Origin of the sequence: Flavonifractor sp., from assembly GCF_019422385.1 — a bacterium.
Classification (GTDB): Bacteria; Bacillota; Clostridia; order Oscillospirales; family Oscillospiraceae; genus Flavonifractor; species Flavonifractor avistercoris.
In genome coordinates, this window is record NZ_JAHZDL010000008.1 from 1 (window position 1) to 23,515 (window position 23,515).

Genomic DNA, 23,515 nt, shown 5'->3' on the forward strand with positions numbered 1-23,515 from the left:
AACTTCATGCGGTTTTGCGGGCTTTGCAGTCTACTTCGACCTGCTGATTACGAATCAGCTGCTCTACCGACTGAGCTATTCCAGCGTCCGACCGCCGGGGGCTTCGGCCCAAAGCGGCAATTTTTATAATACTATACCGGAGGGGCGTTGTCAAGTCCCAACGCCCTGAAATTCAGCGAGGCAGGGGAGGGGAGAGGCGCCCGGCCTCAGAACCCGGGGCTGGAGGCCAGGCGGATCAGCCTGCGCCGCAGGCAGGCGGCGAGCTCCACCTTGCGCACACCCGCCTCTCCGAAATCGATCACCGCCAGGGAGCCGGCCCGGCTCTCCACCACCCCGGGGCCGAAGGAGCGGTGCACCACCACCGTGCCGGGCAGGTAGTCCTTCTCCCAGGCGGCCACTGCGGCGGCGGAGGGCTCCTTCCGGGGGGCGGCCGCCTCTTTGGGCTTCTGGCTGCTCCAGGCGGGCAGGCCTAGGAACTGCTCCACAAAGGTGGAGGGTGGGGAAGGCTCCCCGAAGCGGTTGACGCAGGTGAGCAGGGTGAGCCGCTTCTTCGCCCGGGTGGCACCCACGTAGAAGAGCCGCCGCTCCTCCTCCAGGGTGCGCTGCTCCTCCGGGGACAGATCATTGCCCTTCCGGGGGTTCACCGAGGGGAAGATGCCGTCCACCACGTCGATGAGGAACACCCGCTCGTACTCCAGGCCCTTGCTGGCGTGGATGGTGGACAGGACGAAGGGGCAGCCGGAGCTGTTTCCCGTCTCCACCGTCTCCCGCAGGGTGTCCAGCCGGCGGAGCAGCCCCTCCACCCCCGGCTCCTGCCGGGCCAGGGCCAGCAGGATGTCCACCCGGCTGCGGTCGCCGCCCTGGCTGGACAGGTAGTCCCCGTAGCCCATGTATTTGACAATCCGCTGGAGGGCGGCGAAGCTGGACAGCTGGGGCAGCTTGGACAGGTGGGTGCGCAGGGCCTTGAGCCGTCCAACCTGCCAGGGCTCGATGCCGCCGCCGTCGATCAGGGCGTCCAGCACCGGCACCCCCTCCGGCACCCGGCGGAGCCTGTCCTGGAGGACGTTCCGCTTGATGCGCACCTCCAGCTTGTAGTACACCCGCAGAAACCGCTCCCGGTCGGTGGGATCCAGGGCCAGGAGGAGCACGTCGGTGAGATCCCGCACCGCCGGGCTGGTGAAGAAGAAGCCTTCCCGCTGGCGGCAGGCGTAGGGGATGCCCCGCCGCTCCAGCAGGTCGATGAGGGGCAGGGCGCTGTCGTTGTTGCGGTAGAGCACCGCGGTGGGGACTGTGCAGTCCTCCGCCGCCTGGGCCAGATAGTGGGCCTGCTGCCCGTAGTCCTCCAGCTGGACGTGGCGCACCGCCTCCCCCTGGGGGCGGCTGGGGCGCATGTGCTTGGCGTGGCGGCTGCCGTTGCGCTGGATGAAGGAATCCGCCTTCTCCACAATGGAGCCGGCGGAGCGGTAGTTGGTCTCCATCAGCAGCACACGCCCCTCCGGGTAGAGCTTCTGGAAGTCCAGCAGGGCCTGGGGCCAGGCCGCCCGGAAGCCGTAGATGCTCTGATCCTCGTCCCCCACCAGGAACAGGCTGCGGCCCCCCGCCGCCAGCAGGTTGAGGATGGCGTGCTGAATCTTGGAGGTGTCCTGGGCCTCGTCCACGCTGAGACAGGGAAAACGGCGCTGATACCAGGCCAGCAGCTCCGGGTACCTCCGCAGGGCCCGCCAGGCGAACACCAGCTGGTCGTCGTAGTCCATGCGGCGGTGCTCCTCCAGATAGGCCCGGTAGCCGAAGTACACCGCCGGGAAGTCCACCCCGTCCATCCGGATGGCCCGGATCTCCTCGTCCCGCAGCATGCCGTTCTTGCAGCAGGTGATCTGCCCCCGCACCTCCTTCACCTCCTGCTCCCCCGGCCACTCCGCCCCGTTGGCCTGCATCAGCCAGCGCACCAGGGCATTCAGCTCCCCCTCGCTGCTCCACAGGGCGAAGGGCTCCACGCCCCGCAGCCGGGCGTAGCGGGAGACAATGGACTGGCACAGGCCGTTGATGGTGCGGAAGGACAGCTCCTCCGCATGCTCCTCCCCGAAGAGGGAGATGAAGCGGCGCTTCATGTCCCCGGCGGCGGCCACGGTGTAGGTGACGGTGAGCAGCTGCCGGGGATCCACCCCCCGGCAGTGGATCAGATAGCCCAGCCGGGTCACCAGGGTGGTGGTCTTTCCGCTGCCCGGCACCGCCAGCAGCAGGGTGGCCCCCGCGTCGGAGAGGATGGCCGCCTCCTGCTGGGGATCGGGGTGCAGGCCGTATTTGGCTTTGAACTCTGGGTAGGTCATGGGGAGCCTCACTTTCGCCGCGTACGGCCGCCCCGCCCCCGCCCATTGGAGGCGGAGGGGTGCGCGGCAGCCGCTTTTCTGCTATACTGTGGGGGAGGAGGGAGCGCCATGGAGTGCAACACACCCCGGCTGGAGACGGAGCGGCTGGTGCTGCGCCGCTTCACCCCGGCAGATCTGGAGCCGCTGTTCCGCCTGATGGCCGACCGGGCGGTCAACACCTTTCTGCCCTGGTTTCCGCTGGAGACGGAGGCGGCGGCAGCCGGCTATCTGCAAAGCCATTATCTGGACTACTACCAGCGCCCTGTGGGCTTCCGCTGGGCGGTCTGCCTGCGGGAGACGGACCGCCCCATCGGCTATGTCCACGTGGACGACGGGGAGGCTCATGACCTGGGCTACGCCCTGGCCCGGGAGGCCTGGGGGCACGGCTACGCCGCGGAGGCCGCCGCCGCGGCGGTGAATTGTCTGCGGTCCGGCGGCGTCCCCTTCATCACCGCCACCCACGACGCGGACAACCCCCGGAGCGGCGCGGTGATGGCCCGCATCGGTATGACCTACCGCTACTCCTACCGGGAGCTGTGGCAGCCCAAAAACCGCTGGGTCACCTTCCGGATGTACCAGATGGAGCTCAACGGCCCATGGCCCGACTACCCGGGCTACTGGAACCGCTGGCCCTGCCACTGGGTATAGCGCGGAGCCCCGCCGGGGCGGCAGCTGCCGCCCTAGCGGGGCCTCTTTTTAGGGGTTGCACTGGCCGCAGGGGGAGTAGCCCTCGTCCAGCAGGGCCTCCCGGCTGCCCACATAGGTCTGCTGGTTGGCCGGGTTCATGCTGGCCACGCCGGAGCAGTCTGGCAGGTGGAACTTTTTGCTGCTGGTGTTCAGGATGTAGGTGGTCTCCGCCGGGGTCTGGGTGTCCTCCGCCGGGGCAGTCTCGCCCTCGGCCCAGCTCTCCCCGGTGGCGTAGTCGATGGCGATGCCGGGCTGGACGTTGTAGACGTACACGTTGAAGCACACGCCCTCCCCGTCGTCCTCTATGCTGAGGGCCTCCATCAGCACGCCGCCGGCCACCAGATTGTCCCCCTCAAAGATGGGGGTCACCCGGTAGAGCACGTGATTGTCCGTCTCCTTCACGTAGTCGGCCACCAGGTTCTCAAAGGGCAGCATGCCGTCCACGTTCATGTACCGGGTGCCGGTGATCAGGTTGCGCTCGTTGGCGTTCTCGCCGGTGAGCTGGAAGCCGATCAGGTGGCAGCGGTTATAGAGGTACTGGCCGTCGTACTCCACATTGATCCAGCCGGAGGGGGTCACCGAGCTGATGCTCTCCCGGTCCTCGGTGGGCATCAGCTCCGTCCCCACGCAGGCCCAGGCCGGGCCGCAGCGGCCCAGATCGTCCAGCTCACTGTAGGTCTCAAAGGCCTCGGTGGTGTAGTCCGTTTCCTCGAAGAAGGGCTGGTTGGCGTTGACGGTCACATAGGGCTCTCCGGCATAGGCGGGGAGTTCATCCAGGCTGACGGCGGGAACTGCGGCCTCCTCATCATAACACCCGGTGAGGAGCAGGACGAACAGGAACAGCAGAGGCAGGACTCGTTTCATCGTTGGTAGACCTCCTTGGTTATGCGGGGGTGGGAACTGCCGGAGAACTCCTCCCGGCTGACCAGCCGCCACCCCGGCGGCTCCGGCCGTATGTCCAGATACACATCGGCAGGGTAGCGCCGGTTCCAGCGGTAGAGCACCAGCCCCTCCATCCGCTCCAGCCAGTGGAGCAGGGGGCGGTCCTCCACGAAGCAGAACTCCCCCGGGCCCGCCCGGTTCAGAAAGTCCTCCGCCGCCGTCAGCCGGGCCTCCGCCCCGGGGCCGAACAGGGCCAGGGAGGATGGCGCGCACCACAGCGCCCGCCCCGCCGCGTCCGCCAGCATGCGGGTGCTCACCTCCCGGTCCCGGCTCTGCCGCCGGCCGCCGAAGGCCATGCCCCAGCTGTCGTCCACGCATACGATGGGAATCATCCCGGCACCTCCCGCGTCTAAAGATGAGTGGAAACAAAAAGGCAACTGCCGAAGCAGTTGCCTTTTTGGTACGGCTGAAGGGATTCGAACCCCCGACCTTTTGGTTCGTAGCCAAACACTCTATCCAGCTGAGCTACAGCCGCATATCCGTTCAAACGGAACCGCCTCAATGACGGCTCAATTATATTATCACAGCCGCCGACAAAATGCAAGAGCAAATTCGAAATTTTTTGAAATTTTTTCGTCAGCCCACCGGCGGCACCGCAGCCGCCGGTTGACAATCCCGCCGGCTGTTTTATAATAAGGACAATCACTGCTGACCGGGCGGCGCGGTGCGGCGGGGCAGGAAACGGGAAAAGGAGGGATGCCGCAGTGAGGGATTTTAAGCGGCTGCTGGGCTACCTGGGTCCATACCGGCGGGATATGGCGCTGGGGGCGCTGCTGGTGCTGGTGGAGAGCGCTTTTGAGCTCTTCATCCCCGTGCTGATGTCGGATATCATCGATGTGGGCGTGGCCAATCGGGACGTGGTCTTCATCCTGCACAAGGGGGTGCAGATGGGCATCTGCGCCATTCTGGCCCTGGCTACCGGCCTGCTGTACGCCCGGTTCGCCGCCCGGGCGGCCTACGGCTGGGGAGCCCGCATCCGGGAGGCCCAGTTTGCGCGGGTGCAGGATTACGCCTTCTCCAACCTGGACCACTTTGAGACCTCCTCCCTGGTCACCCGGATGACCACCGACGTGACGGTGATTCAGAACGCCGTCAACGGCGGCCTGCGCCCCCTGGCCCGGGCGCCGGTGCTGCTGGTGATGGGCGTGGGCCTGTCCGTGTGGATGAACGCCCGTCTGGCCCTGGTCTTTCTGGTGTGCACCCCCATCCTGGCTGTGATCCTGTTCTGCATCGTGCGCAAGGTGGGGCCCATGTACGCCCCGCTCCAGAAGGCGGTGGACCGGCTCAACAACGTGGTGCAGGAGGGGCTCACCGCCATCCGGGCGGTAAAGGCCTTTGTCCGCGGGGAGTCTGAGAACGAGAAGTTCGCCGCCGTCAACGAGGAGCTGGCCGCCGCCAGCCAGAAGACCTTCCACTACGCGGTGCTCAACCTGCCCGCCTTTCAGTTGGTGATGTACACCTCCACCGTGCTGTTCATGTGGTTCGGCGGCAATATGATCCTGGGCGGCAGCCTCCAGGTGGGGGATCTCACCGGCGTGCTCAGCTATGTGCTCCAGGTGATGAACTCTCTGATGATGCTCTCCAACGTGTTCCTGCTGCTCACCCGCTCCCTGGCCAGCGCCCGGCGCATTGTGGAGGTGCTGGACGAGGAGATCGTGCTCACCTCCCCGGAAAACGGCGCGGCGGAGGTGCCCGACGGCGGCATCGACTTTGAAAACGTCTCCTTCAAATACCACGCCGGGGCGAAGGAGTACGCCCTCTCCGGCGTCACCCTCCACATTCCGGCGGGGCAGACGGTGGGCATACTGGGAGGCACCGGCTCGGCCAAGACCACCCTGGTGCAGCTCATTCCCCGCCTGTACGACGCCACCGAGGGGGCCGTCAAGGTGGCCGGCCGGGATGTGCGTGAGTACGAGCTCCACGCCCTGCGGGACGCGGTGGGCATCGTGCTCCAGAAGAATGTGCTCTTCTCCGGCACTGTGCGGGAGAATCTGAAGTGGGGCAGCCCAGACGCCACGGACCAGGAGCTGTGGGCGGCCTGCAAAGCGGCCTGCGCCGACGAGTTTCTGGAGCGGATGCCCAGGGGCCTGGACACCGACCTGGGGCAGGGGGGCGTCAACGTCTCCGGCGGGCAGAAGCAGCGGCTGTGCATCGCCCGCACCCTGCTCAAGCGCCCCAAGGTGCTCATCTTTGACGACTCCACCAGCGCGGTGGACACCGCCACCGAGGCCAGGATCCGGGCCGCCCTGACGGCCCTGCCCGGCGTGACCAAGCTGATCATCGCCCAGCGGATCACCTCGGTGATGAACACCGACCAGATCATCATCCTGGAGGACGGGCGGGTCCACGCCGTGGGCACCCACGAGAGCCTGCTGGCCTCCGACCCGATCTACCAGGAGATCTACGCGTCTCAGATGAAAGGAGGGGATGCCCATGGCGGCCCGGCAGCTCAGTGCAAAAAAGCCTAAAAACCTGCGGTATACCCTGCGCACCCTCCTGTCCTATCTGGGGCGGCACAAGCTCCTCCTGCTGGCGGTGGCGGTGCTGGTCACCATCAGCGCCCTGGCCAATCTGCTGGGGACCTATATGATCCGGCCGGTGGTCAACTCCCTGACCGCCGGGGCCTTTTCCGACCTGGTGGCCGGCGTGGCGGTGACGGCGGGCATCTACGCCCTGGGGGTCCTGTCCTCCTACGGCTACACCCAGATCATGGTGCGGGCCGCCCAGAAGGTCCTGCGGGACATCCGGCGGGATCTCTTCGCCCACCTCCAGACCCTGCCCCTCCAGTTCTTCGACTCCCACCGCCACGGCGACGTGATGAGCTACTTCACCAACGACGTGGACACCATTTCCGACGCGCTGAACAACAGCTTCGCCATGGTGATCCAGACCTTCATTCAGGTGGTGGGCACCCTGGCCATCCTGTTTATCCTCAACTGGCGGCTGTCCCTGGTGGTGGCGGCCTGCTATGTGGTCATGTTCTGCTACATCCGCTTCAGCGGGAAGCGGAGCAAGAAATACTACACCAGGCAGCAGGTCGCCCTGGGTGAGCTGGACGGCTACATTGAGGAGATGATGGCCGGCCAGAAGGTGGTGAAGGTGTTCAACCACGAGGGGGCCAGCCTGGAGCAGTTCCGGGAGAAAAACGAGGCCCTGCGCCGGGCGGGCACCGGGGCCCAGAGCTATGCGGCAACCATGGTGCCCGCGGTGGTCACCATCTCCTATCTCAACTACGCCATTGTGGCGGTGCTGGGCGGCATCATGGCCATCAACGGCACCACCGACGTGGGCAGCCTGGCCAGCTATCTGGTCTTTGTGCGCCAGGCCACCATGCCCATCAACCAGTTCACCCAGCAGACCAACTTCCTGCTGGCCGCCCTGGCCGGCGCGGAGCGGGTCTTCCAGGTCATGGACCAGGACAGCGAGGTGGACGAGGGCAGAACCGTCCTGGTCAACGTGAAGGAGACCGGCGGCCGCCTGTCTGCCTGCCCGGAAAAGACGGGCTGCTGGGCCTGGCAGAAGCCGGACGGCTCCCTGACGCCCCTGCGGGGGGATGTGCGCTTTGAGCACGTGGACTTCGGCTACGAGGCCGGGCACCCCATTCTCAGGGACATCAGCCTCTACGCCGAGCCGGGGCAGAAGATCGCCTTCGTGGGCTCCACCGGCGCGGGCAAGACCACCATCACCAACCTGATCAACCGCTTCTACGACGTGCAGGGGGGCCGGGTGATCTACGACGGCATCGACGTGCGGGACATCAAAAAGGACGATCTCCGCCGCTCCCTGGGCATTGTCCTCCAGGACACCCACCTGTTCACCGGCACCATCGCGGACAACATCCGCTTCGGCAAGCTGGACGCCACCCGGGAGGAGGTTGAGCGGGCCGCCCGCATCGCCAACGCCGACTCCTTCATCCGCCGCCTGCCCCAGGGGTACGACACCCCGGTGACCGCCGACGGCGCCAACCTGTCCCAGGGCCAGCGGCAGCTGCTGGCCATCGCCCGGGCCGCCGTGGCCGATCCGCCGGTGCTGATCCTGGACGAGGCCACCTCCTCCATCGACACCCGCACCGAGGCCCTCATTGAGAAGGGCATGGATCAGCTGATGGAGGGGCGAACCGTGTTCGTCATCGCCCACCGGCTGTCCACCGTGCGCAACGCCGACGCCATTCTGGTGCTGGAGCACGGCCAGGTGGTGGAGCGGGGCAGCCACGAGGCCCTGCTGGCCCAGCAGGGCGAGTACTACCAGCTCTACAACGGCATGTTCGAGCTGAGCTGACCTCCGAAAAGCCTACCCGGCCCCGGAACTCAGTTCCGGGGCCGGGATTGTCTGTTTCCCGGGGAAAGCCGGGGGCGCGGCGTCACAGGGCCCAGCGCTGGCTCTCGGCCTGGGTGCGCACCATATGAGCGTAGATGCCGCCCTGCTTCATCAGCTCGGCGGGGGGGCCCTGCTCCGCCGCCACACCGCGGTCCAGTACCACGATCTTGTCCGCCCCGGCCACTGTGCGCATGCGGTGGGCGATCACCAGCACCGTCTTGTCCCGGATGAGCCGGGACAGGGCGCCCTGGATCAGGGACTCGTTTTCCACGTCCAGGGAGGCGGTAGCCTCATCCAGCAGGATGATGGGGGCGTTTTTCAGAAAGGCCCGGGCGATGGAGATGCGCTGCCGCTCACCGCCGGAGAGCTGGCAGCCGTTCTCCCCGATCTCGGTGTTCCACCCGCCGGGCAGCTTCTCGGCAAACTCGTCCACATTGGCCAGGCGGGCGGCGGCGATGCACTCGGCGTCGGTGGCGTCCTTCCGGCCGATGCGGATGTTCTCCAGGATGGTGTTGTCAAAGAGGGTCACGTCCTGGAACACGATGGAGTAGAGGGAGAGCAGGGCCTCCGGGTCGGCCTTGGACACGTCCATGCCCCCTACGGTGATCCTCCCCCGGTCGGCATCCCAGAACCGGGCGGCCAGCCGGGACACGGTGGTCTTGCCCCCGCCGGAGGGGCCCACCAGGGCGGTGACCTCCCCCTGCTTCGCGGTGAAGGACACGTCCTTCAGCACCGTCTCCCCGGTGTTGTAGGAGAAGCCCACGTGGTCGAAGGTGATGTCGCAGCCCCGGTTGGTGAGGGTGTCCGAGCCCTGTTGCACCGGGTGATCCAGGATCTCGTTCATCCGGGCCACGTTGGTGCGGGTGCTGACCACGGCGGCCAGGTTCTGTAAGGCGCCCTGGAGGGGGTCGTACAGCCGGGAGACCACCAGCAGGAACAGGAAGAAGGTGAGCACGTTCAGGCCGCCCTGCACCAGCAGGAGGGAGCCCGTCAGGGCCACCGTGGCAATGCCCAGCTTGAGGATCAGGGAGGCGGACACCACAAAGGCGGCCAGGCCGAACTCGTTGACGATGCTCCGCCGCTCCACCGCCCGGATCTTCTCCTCCAGCCCCGCCAGGTAGGCCCCCTCGGCGTTGTTGGAGCGGAGATCCCGCACTGTCTCGATGCACTCCTGAATGCCGTCGGCGCAGGCCATCCTGGCGTCCATGGTCTTCTGGTTCAGCTTCTCCTGCACCCTGGCGGAGCCGGCCACGATGGCGAAGGACACGGGCAGCACCCACAGGGCCGCCAGGGCCATGCGCCAGTCGATGCAGAACAGCCCCGCAGCCACCAGGGTGGTGGAGCAGATGGCCCCGGCCAACTCGGGGACAAAGTGGGAGAAGCTCTGCTCCAGGAAGGTGCAGTCGGCCATGATGGTGCTGGTGAGATCCGCCAGATCCTTCTTGCCGAAGAAGGACAGGGGGAGCTTCCGCAGCCGCTCGGCCAGGGTGATGCGGCGCACGCCGCTCTCCACATAGGTGGCCAGATAGGTGGCGTTGTACTGGAGCCAGGTGGTCAAAAAGATCAGCCCCACGCAGGCCGCGCACCCCGCAATGTAAAAGGGAACCCGCCCGGCGGCCACCCCGCCGCCCAGCAGCTCCCCCACCAGCAGATAGAGCAGCCCCACCGGGAACAGAAAGGAGAGGTTTTGCAGCACGCAGGCGATGCAGCCCTTGATGAGATCCCTGGCGCCCTGCTCGGACAGGGCGTATTTCCGCTGCAGCTTCTGAATCACGGTTTCATCCCTCCTTGGCGACCTTCCACTGGGTGGAGGTCTGGTAGTTGTCCCACAGGCGGCGGAAGAGGCCGTCCCGGGCCAGCAGCTGGTCATAGGAGCCGTGCTCGGCGATGCGGCCCTCCTCCACCACAAAGATCTGATCCACATGGGCGACGGTGGACAGGCGGTGGGCGATCATCAGCACGGTTTTGCCCTCGGCCAGGCGGGCGAAGGCGGCCTGCACCCTGGCCTCGTTGTCGGGATCAGCGAAGGCGGTGGCCTCGTCCAGGATGATCACCGGGGTGTTTTTCAGCATCACCCGGGCGATGGCGATGCGCTGCTGCTCCCCGCCGGAGAGGTACACCCCCCTGCTGCCGATCACCGTGTCCACCCCCTGGGGCAGCTTTTCCAGGATGTCGCCGCACTGGGCGCTGCGAAGGGCGGCCAGCACCTCCTCCCGGGTGGCCTCCGGCCGCCCCAGCCGCACGTTGTCCAGGATGGAGGCCTTGATGAGCCTGCTGTCCTGGAACACGAAGGACACTGTGTCCATCAGCGTCTCCTTGGCGATGTCCCGCACGTCCACGCCGCCGATGCGGATTACGCCGCCCTGGGGGTCGAAGAAGCGGGCGATCAGCTGGGCCAGGGTGGTCTTGCCGCCGCCGGAGGGGCCCACAAAGGCCGCCGTGGTACCGGTGGGGATGGAGAGGGTGACGTGCCTGAGCACCTCCGGTCCGCCGCCATAGCGGAAGCACACGTCGCTCAGCTCCACGGAGCCGTCCCGGGGCTCCCGGGGGCGGGCGGGCTCGGGCAGGGGAGCCAGGTTAAGCACACTGTCGATGCGCTGGAGGGCGTCGTCCACGATCATGGCGTTTTCGCTCTGGAACATGATGCGGGTGAGGGTGACGGAGATCACCGGCGTGATGATGATGTAGAAAATCAGGTTGAGCAGGAACTGGCTGGTGACCCCGTTCCGGGTGAGCACCAGCGCCCCGGCGGTCAGGAAGGCGAACACCCCGTTGATGGCGGCGGTGTAGCACATCATGGGCAGGCGCAGCTGCTTGGTGTAGGCGATCACCCACACCTTGTAGCGGTCGATGGAGTCCTTGAACTTCTTGAAGGAGAAGATGGTCTGGCCGAAGGTCTTGACCACCGGGATACCCCGGACGTACTCCACCGCCTCGTTGGACATGTCGTCCAGGGCGTCTTGGTACTCCTTCATCTTCTGCTGCATCCGGGGCCCGGTCATAGCCATCATAATGAGGAAGCCCAGAGCCACGGGGGCCAGGCTCAGCAGGCCCAGCCGCCAGTCGAACACCAGCAGCAGCACCAGCAGGCCGATGGGGGTGGCGATGGCCCCCGCCCGGTCGGGGAGCTGGTGGGCCAGGTAGGTCTCGGTGGCGGCGCTGGACTCGTTGACGATCTTGCGCAGGCGGCCGCTGCCGAACTGCTCCGCCGCCCCCAGGGGCAGGGTCACGATGTGGCGCATGGCCTCGATGCGCAGGCTGCTGGCGATGCGGAAGGCCCCCATGTGGGAGCACATGAGCGCCGCGATGTACACCAGCACGGCGAGCACCGCGAACAGCACCGCCATCCAGCCGTTATGGGCCAGGCCCCGGGCCCGGGAGAAGTCCGGGGCGGCGGCCAGCACCTCCCCCATGAGGCGCCAGATGTACCAGTAGGGGATCAGGGCCAGCAGGGCGCTGGCCGCCGACAGCACCCAGGACGCGTAGGTCAGGTATCTGTGCCCGCCGGCGTAGTCCAGGAGCCGCGACAGATTGGATGGTTTCTTCAATGCAATTCCTCCTTTTCCGTGTGCTCGATAGTTAGCATAAACTAACTATCGTTTAAAAAGAAAGGGACAGGTTGTGTCCCTCGCTTTTTCGGGGTTCATGCCGCCCTACGACTGGCCCATGACCTCCAGCCAGCCGGCAGTATAGAAGGCCCGCATCTGCCGCAGGTAGTTTTCCGCCTCCTCCAGGGGCATGGCGTGGAGGATCAGCTCAAAGAAGGTGCGGAACATGCCCGTGATCAGGATGTGCTCCAGCCGGGGATCCAGGCAGGGGGCGGGGCGGCCCAGCTCCCCCAGGACGGCCATGTAGTCGTGGGTGGCCGTAACCTCGATTTCCACCATCTCGTCCACCAGCCCGGCAAAGCGGGTGCCCTCCGAGGCGGTCAGCAGCAGCTGGCACTCCTCCAGATGGTCATAGGCGTAGTGGAGCATGTCGAACATGCAGCCGCCGGAGAAGCTGCCCAGCTCGTCCGGCTGCCGGTGGTGGGGGAGGTGGGCAAACTCACTCTGGGCCTGCCGGAAGCGGCGGATCAGATAGTTGTAGTGGGGGCCCACCAGGGCCTCATACAGCGCCTCCTTGCTGGGGTAGTAGCCGTAGAAGGCGCCGGTGGTCATGCCCAGGGATTTGACGATGCTCCGCAGGGAGGCAGAGGGGAAGCCCTTCTCCCGAAATTCCGCCCGGGCGGCCTGATGAATACGTTCCAGGGTGGACAGTGTCTGCTCGGACACAGGTATCCCTCCGTATAACGATGCTATATAACACTGTTATATTATAGCGCGCCGCACAGTACCTGTCAAGGAGAAGGCAGTCTGGGGCGATGAAAAATTTTATGCATCCTGTTCTGCACTTGACCGGCCGGTAAAATGCGGCTATCATAAGGAAAAAGCCCTGCCGAAGGCAGGGCGCCGAGGGAGGCGTGGAAAATGATCCAGGTGACAAGAGACCAGGCACTGGCGGAACAGGACATCCCCTTCGGGCTGGTGGAGGTACACTATCCTGCCCGGGAACAGTGGCGGGAGGCGGACTTCTGGGCGCTGGCGGAGGAGGAGCTGGCCGCCCTGGGCCGGCGCTTTTCCGATTATGACCGCAAGGAGGCGTTCGGGGAGAATCCCTATTACCGCTTCTTCAAAAAATTCAAGAAGACCTATCCGGTGATGCTCCAGATGGAGTCGGTCCTCTTCAAGGGCCGGCCATTTCCCAGGGAAAATCCGGTGACGGGAGTGGCCTTCCTGCTGGAGCTGACGACCCAGATCCTGTCGGGCACCCACGATATCGACCGGCTGGCCGGGCCGGTGGAGCTCTTTCTGGGGACGGAAAAGGAGCCCTTCCCCGGACTGCGCGGGGAGGAGGTCCACACCTACCCGGGGGACTTCTGCGGCCGGGATGGGGAGGGGATCATCTTCAGCGAGATCGCCGGGGCGGACGCCAGAACCTGTGCCCGCCCGGAGAGCAGGCGCGTATTCTACCCGGTGTTCGGTACGCCGGGCCTGTCCGGGGCGGTGATCACTGACGCCATGGAGTGCCTGACCCGCTATGCCCAGGTGCTGGCGCCCGGGGCGGAGGTGGAGGCCGCCCTTCTGTAGCGGCGGTCTGGGGGCAGGAGGCCCTGAAAAAGGAAGGAGAGGGCGCGGAATATCCGCGCCCTCCCTGGCTTTTCAGGAAAAGACGGTCTCCGCCCCTACCTTGACGCAGCCCGGCGGGGCGTACTTCCACTTCTCCAGCCGGCCCTGGGTGATAAAATACTCCAGCGGGGCGGGGCCCTCCAGAGGCGGCAGGGTGTCGATGGCCAGCAGCTTGATCTTCATCCGCTCGGGCAGGATGGCCTTGATGTACACGGAAACCCGCTGCCCCTCGGCCAGGCCCGCCTTCCGCTCCGCCAGGCCGGACAGGTTGGGGGTGAGCTCTACAAAGGCCCCGTAGTCCTTGACGCCCCGGACGATGCCCGGCACCGTCATGCCCGGCTGGAACCGGGCGGCGTTCTCCGCCCAGGTGCCCAGCAGCTCCCGGTGGGTCAGGTAGATGCGCTCCGCCCGGGGATCCAGATCCAGCACCGCGGCATAGGCGGCCTGCCCCACCCGGAACCGCTGGCCCGGGTGGGGGATGCGGGAGACCGAGATGTTCTCAATGCCGATCAGGGAGGGCACGCCGCAGCCGATGTCCACAAAGGCGCCGAAGGGCTCCAGGTGGGTGACCACGGCGGGGATGATCATGCCGGGGCGCAGCCCGGCCAGCATGGCGTCCAGGGCGGCCCGCTGGGCCCGGCGGCGGGAGAGCCGGGGGCGGAGGGCGCCGTCTGCCTCCTCCAGCCCCTCCACGGTGAAGCAGACCGGCCTGCCCACCCGGGAGAGGATGGCGATCTCCCGGGTGGTGCCCTCGGCGATGCCCAGGGCGGCCTCCTCCCGGGGGATCACCCCGGTGAAGGGCCCCACGGACACCAGCAGATTGTGGCCCTCGTCGCACAGCTGGGCCACCCCCTCCAGGACGGTTTTCTCCTCCATGGCCCGGCGGAGTGTGCCGGCGGAGGCGCAGGCGGCCTCGTTTTCCGGTGTATGCAGCAGACGCCCCTCGGGCGGATAGCGGCTCGTCAATATGACCAAATCCTTTCTCGGCTCCAGGCGCTTTTTTCTTACCCAACCACTATATGCGCCCCCTCCGGTTGAATTGACAGGGGCGGAGCGGGAATTTATAATATAGACATCTGATGCTTTACACAAATAAAGCGCGCGGCCCGGCCGCGCGGAGAGAAGGGGGCGCGGCGCGTGGACATTCACGTGGGCGATGTACTGGAACTGAAAAAGGAGCACCCCTGCGGCAGCCGGCGGTGGCTGGTGCTGCGGGTGGGCATGGACTTCCGCCTGCGCTGCGAGGGCTGCGGCCACGAGGTCATGCTGCCCCGGAGCAAGGCGGAAAAGAGCATCCGGAAGATTCTGCGGGAGGAGGGGACGGAATGAAGGAATTTTGGAGTGCGCGGGCCCGGAGCCTGACCCCCTATGTGCCGGGGGAGCAGCCCCAGGGCCAGACCTTTATCAAGCTCAACACCAACGAGAACCCCTATCCGCCCTCGCCGGCGGCCCTGGCGGCCATCCGGGCGGCGGCGGACGGGACACTGCGGCTCTACCCAGACCCGGAGTGCGCCGCCCTGCGGCAGGCCCTGGCGGAGACCTACGGCCTGCGGCCGGAAAACGTGTTTGTGGGCAACGGCTCCGACGAGGTGCTGGCCCTGTGCTTCCAGGCCTTTTTTGACCCGGGGCGGGAGATCCTCTTTCCCGACGTGACCTACAGCTTCTACCCGGTGTTCGCCCAGCTGTACGGCCTGGACTACCGGGAGGTGCCCCTGAACGACGACTTCTCCCTCCCGCTGGAGCCCTTCCTGGGCGGGAACGGCGGCGTGGTGATCGCCAACCCCAACGCCCCCACCGGACAGGCGGTGGGCCTGGACGCCGTCCGCGCCCTGCTGGAGGGGAATCCCCGGGCGGTGGTGCTGGTGGACGAGGCCTATGTGGACTTCGGCGCCGCCTCCGCTGTGGAGCTGGTGAAGGCGTACCCCAACCTGGTGGTGGTGCAGACCATGTCCAAATCCCGCGCCCTGGCGGGCCTGCGGGTGGGGTATGCCCTGGCGGATGAGAACCTGATCGCCGCCCTCCACAGCGTGAAGAACTCCTTCAACTCCTACCCTCTGGACCGGCTGGCCCTGGCCGGGGCGGCGGGGGCCCTGTCGGAGCCGGACTATCTGCGCCAGACGGCGGAGAAAATTATGGCCACCCGGGCGCGGACAACGGCGGCCCTGCGGGCCATGGGCTTCCAGGTGGCGGACTCGGCGGCCAACTTCCTCTTTGCCTCCCATCCGGCGGTGGCGGCCAAGACCCTGCTGGACGGCCTGCGGGCGCGGGGAATCCTGGTGCGGTGGTGGGACAGGCCCCGCATCTCCAACCACCTGCGCATCACCGTGGGCACCGACGGGGAGATGGACGCCCTGCTGAGCGCCCTGGAGGAGCTGGTGCCGTGAGATACGAGGGGAACATCTACCGCCCGCCGGGGGAGTGGAAAAGCTACCTGCTCCAGGTCACGGTGGGCTGCTCCCACAACGCCTGTACCTTCTGCGGCATGTACAAGGACAAGCGCTACCGGGTGCGCCCCCTGGAGGAGATCTTCGAGGACATTGCCATGGCGAAGGCGGCCTGCGGGGACGTGAGCCGGGTATTCCTCTGCGACGGGGACGCGGTGGCCATGGATACCGCCGATCTTCTGGCGGTGCTGAAAAAGCTCTATGAGACCTTCCCCTCTCTGGAGCGGGTCAACGCCTACGCCGGGCCGGTGAGCACCCTGGCCAGGACGGACGGGGAGCTGAAGGCCCTGCGGGAGGCGGGGCTGGCCCGGCTTTACCTGGGGGTGGAGAGCGGCAGCGACACGGTGCTGAAGGCGGTGCGCAAGGGCGTGGACGCCGCGGGCATGCTGGAGGCGGGCCGCCGCCTGGTGGCCGCCGGCTTTGATGTGTGGGTGATGGTGCTCATCGGCCTGGCCGGGCCGGGGGCGGCCTCCCGGGCCCACGCCCTGGACACGGCGGCCATGGTCAACGCCATGGGGCCCCGCCACCTGTCCGCCCTGACCTATATCCCCGAGCGGGGCACCGTGCTGGGCCGGGCGGTGGAGCGGGGGGAGTTCCGCCTCCTCACTGCACGGGAGGCCCTGGAGGAGACCCGGCTGCTGCTGGAGCACCTGGAGGTCAATCCCCTCCACTTCACCAGCGACCACGCCTCCAACTACCTGCCGTTGAAGGGCGGCCTGCCCGAGGACAGGGGGCGGCTGCTGACCCTGATCGACCAGGCCCTGGCGGGGGAGCGGGGCGTGCGGGCCGAGCAGTGGCGGGGCCTGTAAGAGGAAAGGAAGAGGAACATGGACGACAACCATCTGCACATCCTGTGGACAAACGCCGACCCGGTGGTGTTCGACAAGATGGTCATGATGTATGCGGTGAACAGCCTGGTGCGGGGCTGGTGGGAGCGGGTGACGGTGATCCTCTGGGGGGAGACCGCCCGCCTGGCCGCCCGGGATGCCGGGGTGAAAGAGCGCATCCAGCTGGCCATGGATCAGGGGGTGAAGTTCTCCGCCTGCATCACCTGCGCCCGGGAGCTGGGCGTGGAGGAGGAGCTGCGGGACATGGGGCTGGAGGTCATCTCCTGGGGCCCGCCCCTCACCGAGCTGCTGAAAGCCAGGGCGCCCCTGCTCACCGTTTAACGGAGCTCACAAAAAGAAGCTGACAGGCAAAATGCCTGCCAGCTTCTTTTTTACCCTGTCCCGGATCTGACCTTTTTTGTGGACGGGGGCCTCTATAATGGGACGTGGCGGGCCGGCCGGGAGGGGGAAGCGGGATGACGGTGATCTATCTGGATGAGCTGTTCCTGCTGAACTTCGTGGTGGACTACCTGCTGCTGCTGGCCGCTGGACGGCTGTGCGGCGAGGTGCTCCGCCGGGGCTGGCTGGCCCTGGGCGCCGCCGTGGGCGCGGGCTACGCCGCCGCCGCCTTCCTGCCGGGGATGGGCTTCCTCCTTCACCCCCTGTGCAAGCTGGCGGCGGCGGTCCTATCCCTGCTGGCGGGCTACGGCCGCAGCCGGCACCTGCTGCGGGTGGGGCTGGTGTTCTTCGCCGTGTCCGCCGCCTTCGGCGGCGGGATTTTCGCCCTCCAGCTGCTGGGCGGCCAGGGGCTCACCCTGCGCAGCGGGATTCTGTACTCCGCCATGGATCTGCGGCTCATCCTCCTGTCGGCGGCGGGGTGTTACGTGCTCATCACCCTGGTGCTCCAGCGGACGGCCAGGCACACCGCCGCCCGGCGGGAGCTGGCGCCCGTCCTGCTCACCCTGGAGGGGCGGCGGGTGGCCCTCACCGCCCTGGTGGACACGGGCAACACCCTCACCGACCCGGCCACCGGCCGGCCGGTGATGGTGGCGGAGGGGGAGAAGGTGGCCGGGCTTTTCCCCGCCGGGCAGGCCCCGTCGGGGGAGGAGCTGCGCCGCCCGGTGGACGCCCTGGAGCGGCTGGGCCGCCAGGGGTGGCAGGGGCGGTGCCGCCTGCTGCCCTATCGGGCGGTGGGGGTGGAGTGCGGCATGCTGCTGGCCCTGCGGCTGGACGGGGCGAAGGTGGGCACGGAGGACTACGGCAAGCTGCTGCTGGCCCTGTCGCCCACCCCCCTCACCGACGGGGGCGGCTACAGCGCGCTGATTGGTACATAAATAAACACGGAGTGCGGGGGTATGGATATGAAGAGCTGGAAACTGCGGTGGTACGTTGGAGTGCAACGGCTGCTGGCCCGGCTGGGGCTCCAGCTGCCGGGCAAGATCATGTACATCGGGGGGAGCGACACCCTGCCGCCCCCTCTCTCCAAGGACGAGGAGGCGGAGCTGATTGCCCGGCTGGACGGGGGCGACGAGGGGGTGAAGGGCCAGCTCATCGAGCGCAACCTCCGCCTGGTGGTGTACATCGCCCGCCGGTTTGAGAACACCGGCGTGGGCATCGAGGATCTGATCTCCATCGGCACCATCGGGCTCATTAAGGCCATTAACACCTATCAGCCCGCCAAGAACATCAAGCTGGCCACCTACGCCTCCCGGTGCATTGAGAACGAGATCCTCATGCACCTGCGCAAGACCGCCAACCTGAAAAGCGAGGTGTCCTTTGACGAGCCGCTGAACACCGACTGGGACGGCAACGAGCTGCTCCTGTCCGACATCCTGGGCACCGAGGGGGATGTGGTCATGAAGCCCATCGAGGCCGACGTGGATCGCCAGCTCCTCTCCGACGCCCTGGAGAAGCTGGAGGAGCGGGAGCGGCGGATCATCACCATGCGCTTCGGCCTGGACGGCCGGCCCGAGCGCACCCAGAAGGAGGTGGCCGACCAGCTGGGTATCTCCCAGTCCTACATCTCCCGGCTGGAGAAGCGCATCATCAACCGCCTGAAGCGGGAGATCCTGAAGATGCTGTGAGTCCCGCTGTTGACAAATGGTTGGAAATGGGCTACGATTCCCATTAGAGAGAAATATAACCCATACAGGAGGGATTCGGATGGAAAAAATGGCCGCGCCGGAGGGGAAGTACCTGGCCTCCGTCAAGGTGGGCCCCAAGGGGCAGATTGTCATTCCCAAGGAAGCGCGGGAGCTGTTCGGCATTCAGCCCGGCGACACCCTGCTGCTGCTGGCGGATGTGAACCGGGGCATTGCCCTCCAGACCTTTGAGAAGGCCGACCCCATCTTTGCCGAGGTGTTTGCCGGGGGAGAGGGGTAGAGGGAAGAAACCAGAAGCCGCGCCGGAGGGCGCGGCTTTTTTGTCTTGACAAGAGAAATGGAAAGTGATATAAGTAAGAAAAGTAATACTAATAATACTTTGGAGGGGACACCATGAGCCGGATCGTCTTTTTCTCCATCCCAGCCCACGGCCACACCAACCCCACGGTGGAGGTGGTGCGCACTCTGGTGGCGCGGGGCCACCGGGTGCGCTACTACTCCTTTGAGGAGTTCCGGGGCAGGCTGGAGGGCGCTGGGGCGGAGTTTGTGCCCTGTGATTCCTATCTGCCCCCGGCGCCCCGGGACGTGGAGCGGCGCATCGGCCGGGACTTCGCCAGCCTGATCGGCATGGTGGTGGACGTGACGGCGGCCATGGAGGAGCGGGTGCTGGGGGAGCTGGCGGCGTTCCGGCCCCACTGCATCGTGGCCGACTCCCTGTGCATCTGGGGCAAGCTGTACGCCGAACGGCTGGGCGTCCCCCTGGTGTGCTCCACCACCACCTTTGCCTTTGACCAGGAGACCGCCAGGGGGATGCGTCCCGGCCCTGCGGAGCTGCTCCGCACCCTGGCGGGTGTGCCCAGGATCGGGAAAAAGCTGGCCCTGCTGCGGGCCCACGGCTACCGGGCGGAAAAGCTGACGGATCTGATCCAGAACGACAGCTCCACCGACACCATCGTCTATACCTCCCGTGCCTTCCAGCCCGGCGGGGAGCGATTTGGGGGGCGGGTGGCCTTTGTGGGGCCCGTCCTGCCGGAGCTCCCCGCCCCGGCGGAGCGGGGAAACCGGCCCTTCATCTATGTGTCCCTGGGCACGGTGATGAACCGGAACGCCCGCTTTTACCGGAACTGTGCGGAGGCTCTGGGGGGCGGCCCCTGGGACGTGCTGATGTCGGTGGGGAGCGGGGAGCAGGCGGCGGCGCTGGGAGCCCTGCCCCCCAACGTGCGGGCGGAGGCCCGGGTGGATCAGCTCCGGGTGCTCCAGGCCGCCCACCTGTTTGTGACCCACTGCGGCATGAACAGCGTCAGCGAGAGCATCTGGCAGGGGGTGCCCATGGTGCTCTCCCCCCAGCAGTCGGAGGAGCGCATGGTGGCCCGCCGCGCGGCGGAGCTGGGGGCGGGACTCCTGCTGAAGCGCTCAGGCCCGGCGGCCATCCGGGCCGCGGTGGAGGAGGTGCTGTCCCGCCGGGCGGACTACTGCCGGGCCATAGAGCCCCTGGCCGCCGGCTTCCGGGCCGCCGGAGGGGCCCTGCGGGCGGCGGAGCACATCGAGGGCGTGATCGCCCGGCGGAGCGGCGGGGCCCGCCCGCAGCTCCCATGACGGCGTCTCGGGACAGCAAAAAAGAGATGCGGATGAAAATCCGCATCTCTTTTTTGACGTTCAGGTTGTCTCCGCCTGGCCCAGATCCACCTCGGGCATCAGCTCCTGATCCACGATGGCCAGCATCTCCTCCAGCTTGGCGCACTCCTCGGGGGAGAAGCGCTCCCGGATGCGCTCGGTCACCATATGGACATAGTCGTTGCTGATGTTATAGTAGTCCTTGTACTTCTGGGTGACCTGGAGGTGGTACTCCCGCTTGTCGTGCTCCGACTGTATCTTCTGGATATAGCCCTTTCGGATGAGGCTGTTGATCTTGTAGGCCGCATTGGGCGGGGAGATCTTCATGAAGGAGGCGAACTCGTTGACGGTGGGGGAGCCCAGGGCCTGGATGGTCTCCATGGCGAAGGTCTCCACGGTGGTCAGGCTGGCCTCCCGGTTCTGAAAGCGGGCGAAGATCTCCTGATAGAAGTGCAGCTTGAATTTGGTATACACGATTTCAAATTTCTCTTCCAGCATACTGGGCCTCCGCGTCCAAAGTGATAGGGGTTCTCTCTTCCTCATTGCGGAGGGGCAAGGGTTCAGGCGTTGGGGGCCAGGGCGAAGGTGAGCTCCGCCGTGACGGCGGCCTTGCCGTCCACGGTGGCCTTGGCCTCGGCCACCGCCACCGGGCCCTTCTGCTTGATGATGGTGCACTCCAGCTCCAGCACGTCGCCGGGGGTGACCTGCTTGCGGAAGCGGGCGTTCTTGATGCCGCCGAACAGGCCGATCTTCCCCTTGTTCTCCGGCATGGACAGCATGGCCACGGCGCCCACCTGGGCCAGGGCCTCCAGGATGAGCACGCCGGGCATCACGTGGTACTGGGGGAAGTGGCCCTGGAAAAAGGGCTCGTTGACGGTGACGCACTTGATGCCGCGGGCCCACTTGCCCACCTCGCCGTCCACGATGCGATCCACCAGGGCGAAGGGGTAGCGGTGGGGGATGATCTCCGCGATCTGATTGGAATTCAGCTGCAGCATACTCAGCCCTCCCACTTCTTAAACAGCACGCAGGCGTTGTGGCCGCCGAAGCCCAGGGAGTTGGACAGGGCGTATTCCACCTGCTGCTCCCGGCCCTGGTTGGGGATGTAATCCAGGTCGCAGGCCGGGTCGGGCACCTGATAGTTGATGGTGGCGGGCAGGAAGCCGTCCCGCAGGCCCAGGGCGGTGAAAATAGCCTCCACCGCGCCGGCGGCCCCCAGCATGTGGCCGGTCATGGACTTGGTGGAGCTGACCGCCAGGCGGTGGGCATGCTCGCCGAACACGGTCTTGATGGCCGCGGTCTCGCCGGAGTCGTTGAGGGGGGTGGAGGTGCCGTGGGCGTTGATGTAGCCCACCTGCTCCGGAGACACCCCCGCATCGGACAGGGCCTGGGCCATGGCCCGGGCGCCGCCCTCCCCGTTGGGGGCGGGGGCGGTGATGTGATAGGCGTCGCAGGTGGCGCCGTAGCCCACCACCTCGGCGTACACCTTGGCCCCCCGGGCCATGGCGTGCTCGTACTCCTCCAGCATCAGGATGCCGGCGCCCTCGCCCATGACGAAGCCGTTGCGCTCGGCGTCAAAGGGGATGGACGCCCGGTTGGGATCATCCCCCACGTGGAGGGCCCGCATGGTGGTGAAGCCGCCCATGGACAGGGGGGTCACCGCCGCCTCGGCGCCGCCGCAGAGCATGACCTCGGCGTAGCCGTCCCGGATGTGGCGGAAGGCGTCGCCCACCGCGTTGGAGCCGCCGGCGCAGGCGGTCACCGGGCAGGTGCACATGCCCTGGAAGCCGGAGAGGATGGCGATATAGCCCGCGCCCATGTTGGCGATGGTGGTGGGGATATAGAAGGGGGAGGCCCGGTCGTAGCCCTTCTCCGAGCAGCGCAGGGTCTCGCTCTCGGCCATCTCGATGCCGCCCACGCCGCTGGACACGATGACGCCGCAGCGGGTGAGATCCTCCTGCTCACGGTTCAGGCCGCTGTCGGCCAGGCACTCCTTGGCGGCGGTCATGGCCAGCTGGATATAGCGGCTCATGTGGCGCACGTCCTTCTTGTCCAGCACGGTGGTGGGATCCCAGTCCTTCACCTCGGCGGCCAGATGCACCTTCTGAGCGGAGCAGTCGTAGTGGGTGATGGGGCCGATGCCGCACACCCCGTCTTTGACGGCCTGCCAGGTATCGTCAGCGTTGTGGCCCAGGGGGGTGATGGCCCCCAGGCCGGTTATCAGCACTCTGCGTTTTTCCATAAAATTTGTCGTTCCTCCTCAATCAGGTGGAAGATGGGGGACGGCCTGCGGCCGCCCGCGATTACATCCCCATTCCTCCGTCCACAGAAAGCACCTGGCCGGTGATATAGGCGGCCTCGTCGGAGGCCAGGAAGGCCACGGCGGCGGCCACGTCCTCCGGGGTGCCGGGGCGGCCCGCCGGGATGGCGGACAGCATGGCCTCCTTGGCGGCCTCCGGCAGGGCGGCGGTCATGTCGGTGGCGATATAGCCGGGGGCCACCGCGTTGACGGTGATGCCCCGCCCGCCCAGCTCCTTGGCCAGGGACTTGGTCATGCCGATGACGCCCGCCTTGCTGGCGCAGTAGTTGATCTGGCCCGGGTTGCCCCGCAGGGCCACCACGGAGCTGAGGTTGATGATGCGGCCGTACTTGGCCTTCATCATGGGCCGGGCGGCGGCCTTCATGCACAGGAAGGTGCCCTTCAGGTTGGTCTCGATGACCGCGTCGAAGTCCTCCTCCTTGAGCATCATGGCCAGGTTGTCACGGGTGATGCCCGCGTTGTTGACCAGGATGTGCAGGCCCCCCAGCTCCTTGACGGCGGTATCGATCAGGGCCTTGACGGCGGCGGGGTCGGCCACGCTGCCCTGGACGGCCCGGGCCTGCACGCCCAGGGCCTCCAGCTCCTTCAAAGTCTCCTCCGCGGCGGCGGTGTTGCCCGCGTAGGAGAACACCACATTGGCGCCCCGGCGGGCCAGCTCCAGGCAGATGGCCTTGCCGATGCCCCGGCTTCCGCCGGTGACCACGGCGGTCTTTCCAGTAAAGCTCATA

23 protein-coding genes and 1 tRNA gene are annotated in these 23,515 nt (G+C 66.7%); 12 read left to right on the forward strand and 12 right to left on the reverse strand.

Features of this window, described 5'->3' with window-relative positions:
- Window positions 1–206: 206 nt before the first annotated feature.
- On the reverse strand, window positions 207–2,327 hold the full coding sequence (locus QZ378_RS02145) for an ATP-dependent helicase (protein ID WP_291257158.1): 2,121 nt from the start codon (window positions 2,325–2,327) through the stop codon (window positions 207–209).
- Between the two features lie 108 nt (window positions 2,328–2,435).
- On the opposite strand from QZ378_RS02145, the gene QZ378_RS02150 reads away from it, so the two are divergent.
- Entirely contained in the window at window positions 2,436–3,014 is a 579-nt protein-coding gene (locus QZ378_RS02150) for a GNAT family N-acetyltransferase (protein WP_191379414.1), read from the forward strand.
- Between the two features lie 48 nt (window positions 3,015–3,062).
- Here the strand turns inward: QZ378_RS02150 and QZ378_RS02155 are convergent, their stop codons facing one another.
- The 3 genes from QZ378_RS02155 to QZ378_RS02165 all read right to left on the reverse strand — a co-directional run bounded on the left by QZ378_RS02155 (window position 3,063) and on the right by QZ378_RS02165 (window position 4,470).
- The gene (locus tag QZ378_RS02155) at window positions 3,063–3,917 is read right to left on the reverse strand and encodes a DNA/RNA non-specific endonuclease (RefSeq protein WP_291257159.1); all 855 of its coding nucleotides are present in this window, start codon (window positions 3,915–3,917) and stop codon (window positions 3,063–3,065) included.
- A complete protein-coding gene (locus tag QZ378_RS02160; RefSeq protein WP_191529145.1) occupies window positions 3,914–4,327 on the reverse strand; it encodes a hypothetical protein in 414 nt (137 codons plus the stop codon). The genes QZ378_RS02155 and QZ378_RS02160 overlap by 4 nt, the downstream gene beginning before the upstream one ends.
- Window positions 4,328–4,393: 66 nt before the next feature.
- Window positions 4,394–4,470, reverse strand: a tRNA-Arg gene (locus QZ378_RS02165).
- Window positions 4,471–4,699: 229 nt separating this feature from the next.
- Between QZ378_RS02165 and QZ378_RS02170 the strand changes: the two genes are divergently transcribed.
- Both QZ378_RS02170 and QZ378_RS02175 read left to right on the forward strand, forming a co-directional pair.
- A complete protein-coding gene (locus QZ378_RS02170) occupies window positions 4,700–6,463 on the forward strand; it encodes an ABC transporter ATP-binding protein (protein ID WP_291257160.1) in 1,764 nt (587 codons plus the stop codon).
- On the forward strand, window positions 6,429–8,273 hold the full coding sequence (locus tag QZ378_RS02175) for an ABC transporter ATP-binding protein (protein ID WP_291257161.1): 1,845 nt from the start codon (window positions 6,429–6,431) through the stop codon (window positions 8,271–8,273). Before QZ378_RS02170 ends, QZ378_RS02175 begins: the two co-directional genes overlap by 35 nt.
- 82 nt (window positions 8,274–8,355) lie before the next feature.
- On the opposite strand, the gene QZ378_RS02180 is transcribed toward QZ378_RS02175, so the two are convergent.
- The 3 genes from QZ378_RS02180 to QZ378_RS02190 all read right to left on the reverse strand — a co-directional run bounded on the left by QZ378_RS02180 (window position 8,356) and on the right by QZ378_RS02190 (window position 12,586).
- Window positions 8,356–10,086, reverse strand: coding sequence for an ABC transporter ATP-binding protein (locus tag QZ378_RS02180; RefSeq protein ID WP_291257162.1), 1,731 nt, complete (start codon window positions 10,084–10,086; stop codon window positions 8,356–8,358).
- 4 nt (window positions 10,087–10,090) lie between these two features.
- Complete coding sequence (locus tag QZ378_RS02185; RefSeq protein ID WP_291257163.1) at window positions 10,091–11,860, reverse strand: ABC transporter ATP-binding protein; 1,770 nt, start codon at window positions 11,858–11,860, stop codon at window positions 10,091–10,093.
- 105 nt (window positions 11,861–11,965) lie between these two features.
- Complete coding sequence (locus QZ378_RS02190) at window positions 11,966–12,586, reverse strand: TetR/AcrR family transcriptional regulator (protein ID WP_191379420.1); 621 nt, start codon at window positions 12,584–12,586, stop codon at window positions 11,966–11,968.
- Window positions 12,587–12,781: 195 nt separating this feature from the next.
- Here QZ378_RS02190 and QZ378_RS02195 point away from each other — a divergent pair, with 195 nt between their 5' ends.
- Window positions 12,782–13,441 (forward strand): hypothetical protein, encoded by a 660-nt coding sequence (locus tag QZ378_RS02195; RefSeq protein ID WP_191379421.1) that lies wholly within the window; start codon window positions 12,782–12,784, stop codon window positions 13,439–13,441.
- 72 nt (window positions 13,442–13,513) lie between these two features.
- Here QZ378_RS02195 and QZ378_RS02200 read toward each other — a convergent pair whose 3' ends face one another.
- Window positions 13,514–14,446 carry a S1 RNA-binding domain-containing protein gene (locus QZ378_RS02200; protein ID WP_366935115.1) on the reverse strand — a complete coding sequence of 311 codons (933 nt, stop codon included), beginning with the start codon at window positions 14,444–14,446 and terminating at the stop codon, window positions 13,514–13,516.
- Window positions 14,447–14,617: 171 nt separating this feature from the next.
- Between QZ378_RS02200 and QZ378_RS02205 the strand changes: the two genes are divergently transcribed.
- From QZ378_RS02205 to QZ378_RS02240, 8 genes are all read left to right on the forward strand, one after another.
- Window positions 14,618–14,809, forward strand: a complete 192-nt coding sequence (locus tag QZ378_RS02205; protein ID WP_087236970.1) for a DUF951 domain-containing protein — start codon at window positions 14,618–14,620, stop codon at window positions 14,807–14,809.
- On the forward strand, window positions 14,806–15,864 hold the full coding sequence (gene hisC / locus QZ378_RS02210; RefSeq protein ID WP_291257165.1) for a histidinol-phosphate transaminase: 1,059 nt from the start codon (window positions 14,806–14,808) through the stop codon (window positions 15,862–15,864). The genes QZ378_RS02205 and hisC overlap by 4 nt, the downstream gene beginning before the upstream one ends.
- Entirely contained in the window at window positions 15,861–16,733 is an 873-nt protein-coding gene (locus QZ378_RS02215; RefSeq protein WP_291257166.1) for a radical SAM protein, read from the forward strand. Before hisC ends, QZ378_RS02215 begins: the two co-directional genes overlap by 4 nt.
- A gap of 18 nt (window positions 16,734–16,751) precedes the next feature.
- The gene (locus QZ378_RS02220; RefSeq protein WP_191379424.1) at window positions 16,752–17,093 is read left to right on the forward strand and encodes a DsrE family protein; all 342 of its coding nucleotides are present in this window, start codon (window positions 16,752–16,754) and stop codon (window positions 17,091–17,093) included.
- Window positions 17,094–17,227: 134 nt separating this feature from the next.
- Complete coding sequence (locus QZ378_RS02225) at window positions 17,228–18,085, forward strand: sigma-E processing peptidase SpoIIGA (protein ID WP_291257167.1); 858 nt, start codon at window positions 17,228–17,230, stop codon at window positions 18,083–18,085.
- Window positions 18,086–18,112: 27 nt separating this feature from the next.
- The gene (sigE, locus tag QZ378_RS02230) at window positions 18,113–18,835 is read left to right on the forward strand and encodes an RNA polymerase sporulation sigma factor SigE (protein ID WP_191379426.1); all 723 of its coding nucleotides are present in this window, start codon (window positions 18,113–18,115) and stop codon (window positions 18,833–18,835) included.
- Between the two features lie 79 nt (window positions 18,836–18,914).
- Window positions 18,915–19,133, forward strand: a complete 219-nt coding sequence (locus QZ378_RS02235; RefSeq protein ID WP_291257168.1) for an AbrB/MazE/SpoVT family DNA-binding domain-containing protein — start codon at window positions 18,915–18,917, stop codon at window positions 19,131–19,133.
- Window positions 19,134–19,246: 113 nt separating this feature from the next.
- Window positions 19,247–20,449 carry a macrolide family glycosyltransferase gene (locus QZ378_RS02240; protein WP_291257169.1) on the forward strand — a complete coding sequence of 401 codons (1,203 nt, stop codon included), beginning with the start codon at window positions 19,247–19,249 and terminating at the stop codon, window positions 20,447–20,449.
- A 60-nt stretch (window positions 20,450–20,509) separates the two neighbouring features.
- Here the strand turns inward: QZ378_RS02240 and QZ378_RS02245 are convergent, their stop codons facing one another.
- The 4 genes from QZ378_RS02245 to fabG all read right to left on the reverse strand — a co-directional run bounded on the left by QZ378_RS02245 (window position 20,510) and on the right by fabG (window position 23,514).
- Complete coding sequence (locus QZ378_RS02245) at window positions 20,510–20,965, reverse strand: MarR family transcriptional regulator (RefSeq protein WP_087236984.1); 456 nt, start codon at window positions 20,963–20,965, stop codon at window positions 20,510–20,512.
- Window positions 20,966–21,027: 62 nt separating this feature from the next.
- Window positions 21,028–21,465 carry a 3-hydroxyacyl-ACP dehydratase FabZ gene (gene fabZ, locus QZ378_RS02250; RefSeq protein WP_191379429.1) on the reverse strand — a complete coding sequence of 146 codons (438 nt, stop codon included), beginning with the start codon at window positions 21,463–21,465 and terminating at the stop codon, window positions 21,028–21,030.
- 2 nt (window positions 21,466–21,467) lie between these two features.
- Window positions 21,468–22,709 (reverse strand): beta-ketoacyl-ACP synthase II, encoded by a 1,242-nt coding sequence (fabF, locus tag QZ378_RS02255; protein ID WP_087236988.1) that lies wholly within the window; start codon window positions 22,707–22,709, stop codon window positions 21,468–21,470.
- Between the two features lie 61 nt (window positions 22,710–22,770).
- The gene (fabG, locus tag QZ378_RS02260) at window positions 22,771–23,514 is read right to left on the reverse strand and encodes a 3-oxoacyl-[acyl-carrier-protein] reductase (RefSeq protein ID WP_291257170.1); all 744 of its coding nucleotides are present in this window, start codon (window positions 23,512–23,514) and stop codon (window positions 22,771–22,773) included.
- Window position 23,515: the final 1 nt, after the last annotated feature.

Excerpts from the sequence above, each read along its gene's own strand:
- QZ378_RS02145 (WP_291257158.1), bottom strand. The coding sequence starts at position 2,327 with ATGACCTACCCAGAGTTCAAAGCCAAATACGGCCTGCACCCCGATCCC.
- QZ378_RS02150 (WP_191379414.1), top strand. The coding sequence starts at position 2,436 with ATGGAGTGCAACACACCCCGGCTGGAGACGGAGCGGCTGGTGCTGCGC.
- QZ378_RS02155 (WP_291257159.1), bottom strand. The coding sequence starts at position 3,917 with ATGAAACGAGTCCTGCCTCTGCTGTTCCTGTTCGTCCTGCTCCTCACC.
- QZ378_RS02160 (WP_191529145.1), bottom strand. The coding sequence starts at position 4,327 with ATGATTCCCATCGTATGCGTGGACGACAGCTGGGGCATGGCCTTCGGC.
- QZ378_RS02175 (WP_291257161.1), top strand. The coding sequence starts at position 6,429 with ATGGCGGCCCGGCAGCTCAGTGCAAAAAAGCCTAAAAACCTGCGGTAT.
- QZ378_RS02195 (WP_191379421.1), top strand. The coding sequence starts at position 12,782 with ATGATCCAGGTGACAAGAGACCAGGCACTGGCGGAACAGGACATCCCC.
- hisC (WP_291257165.1), top strand. The coding sequence starts at position 14,806 with ATGAAGGAATTTTGGAGTGCGCGGGCCCGGAGCCTGACCCCCTATGTG.
- QZ378_RS02220 (WP_191379424.1), top strand. The coding sequence starts at position 16,752 with ATGGACGACAACCATCTGCACATCCTGTGGACAAACGCCGACCCGGTG.
- QZ378_RS02225 (WP_291257167.1), top strand. The coding sequence starts at position 17,228 with ATGACGGTGATCTATCTGGATGAGCTGTTCCTGCTGAACTTCGTGGTG.
- sigE (WP_191379426.1), top strand. The coding sequence starts at position 18,113 with ATGAAGAGCTGGAAACTGCGGTGGTACGTTGGAGTGCAACGGCTGCTG.
- QZ378_RS02235 (WP_291257168.1), top strand. The coding sequence starts at position 18,915 with ATGGAAAAAATGGCCGCGCCGGAGGGGAAGTACCTGGCCTCCGTCAAG.
- QZ378_RS02240 (WP_291257169.1), top strand. The coding sequence starts at position 19,247 with ATGAGCCGGATCGTCTTTTTCTCCATCCCAGCCCACGGCCACACCAAC.
- QZ378_RS02245 (WP_087236984.1), bottom strand. The coding sequence starts at position 20,965 with ATGCTGGAAGAGAAATTTGAAATCGTGTATACCAAATTCAAGCTGCAC.
- fabZ (WP_191379429.1), bottom strand. The coding sequence starts at position 21,465 with ATGCTGCAGCTGAATTCCAATCAGATCGCGGAGATCATCCCCCACCGC.
- fabF (WP_087236988.1), bottom strand. The coding sequence starts at position 22,709 with ATGGAAAAACGCAGAGTGCTGATAACCGGCCTGGGGGCCATCACCCCC.
- fabG (WP_291257170.1), bottom strand. The coding sequence starts at position 23,514 with ATGAGCTTTACTGGAAAGACCGCCGTGGTCACCGGCGGAAGCCGGGGC.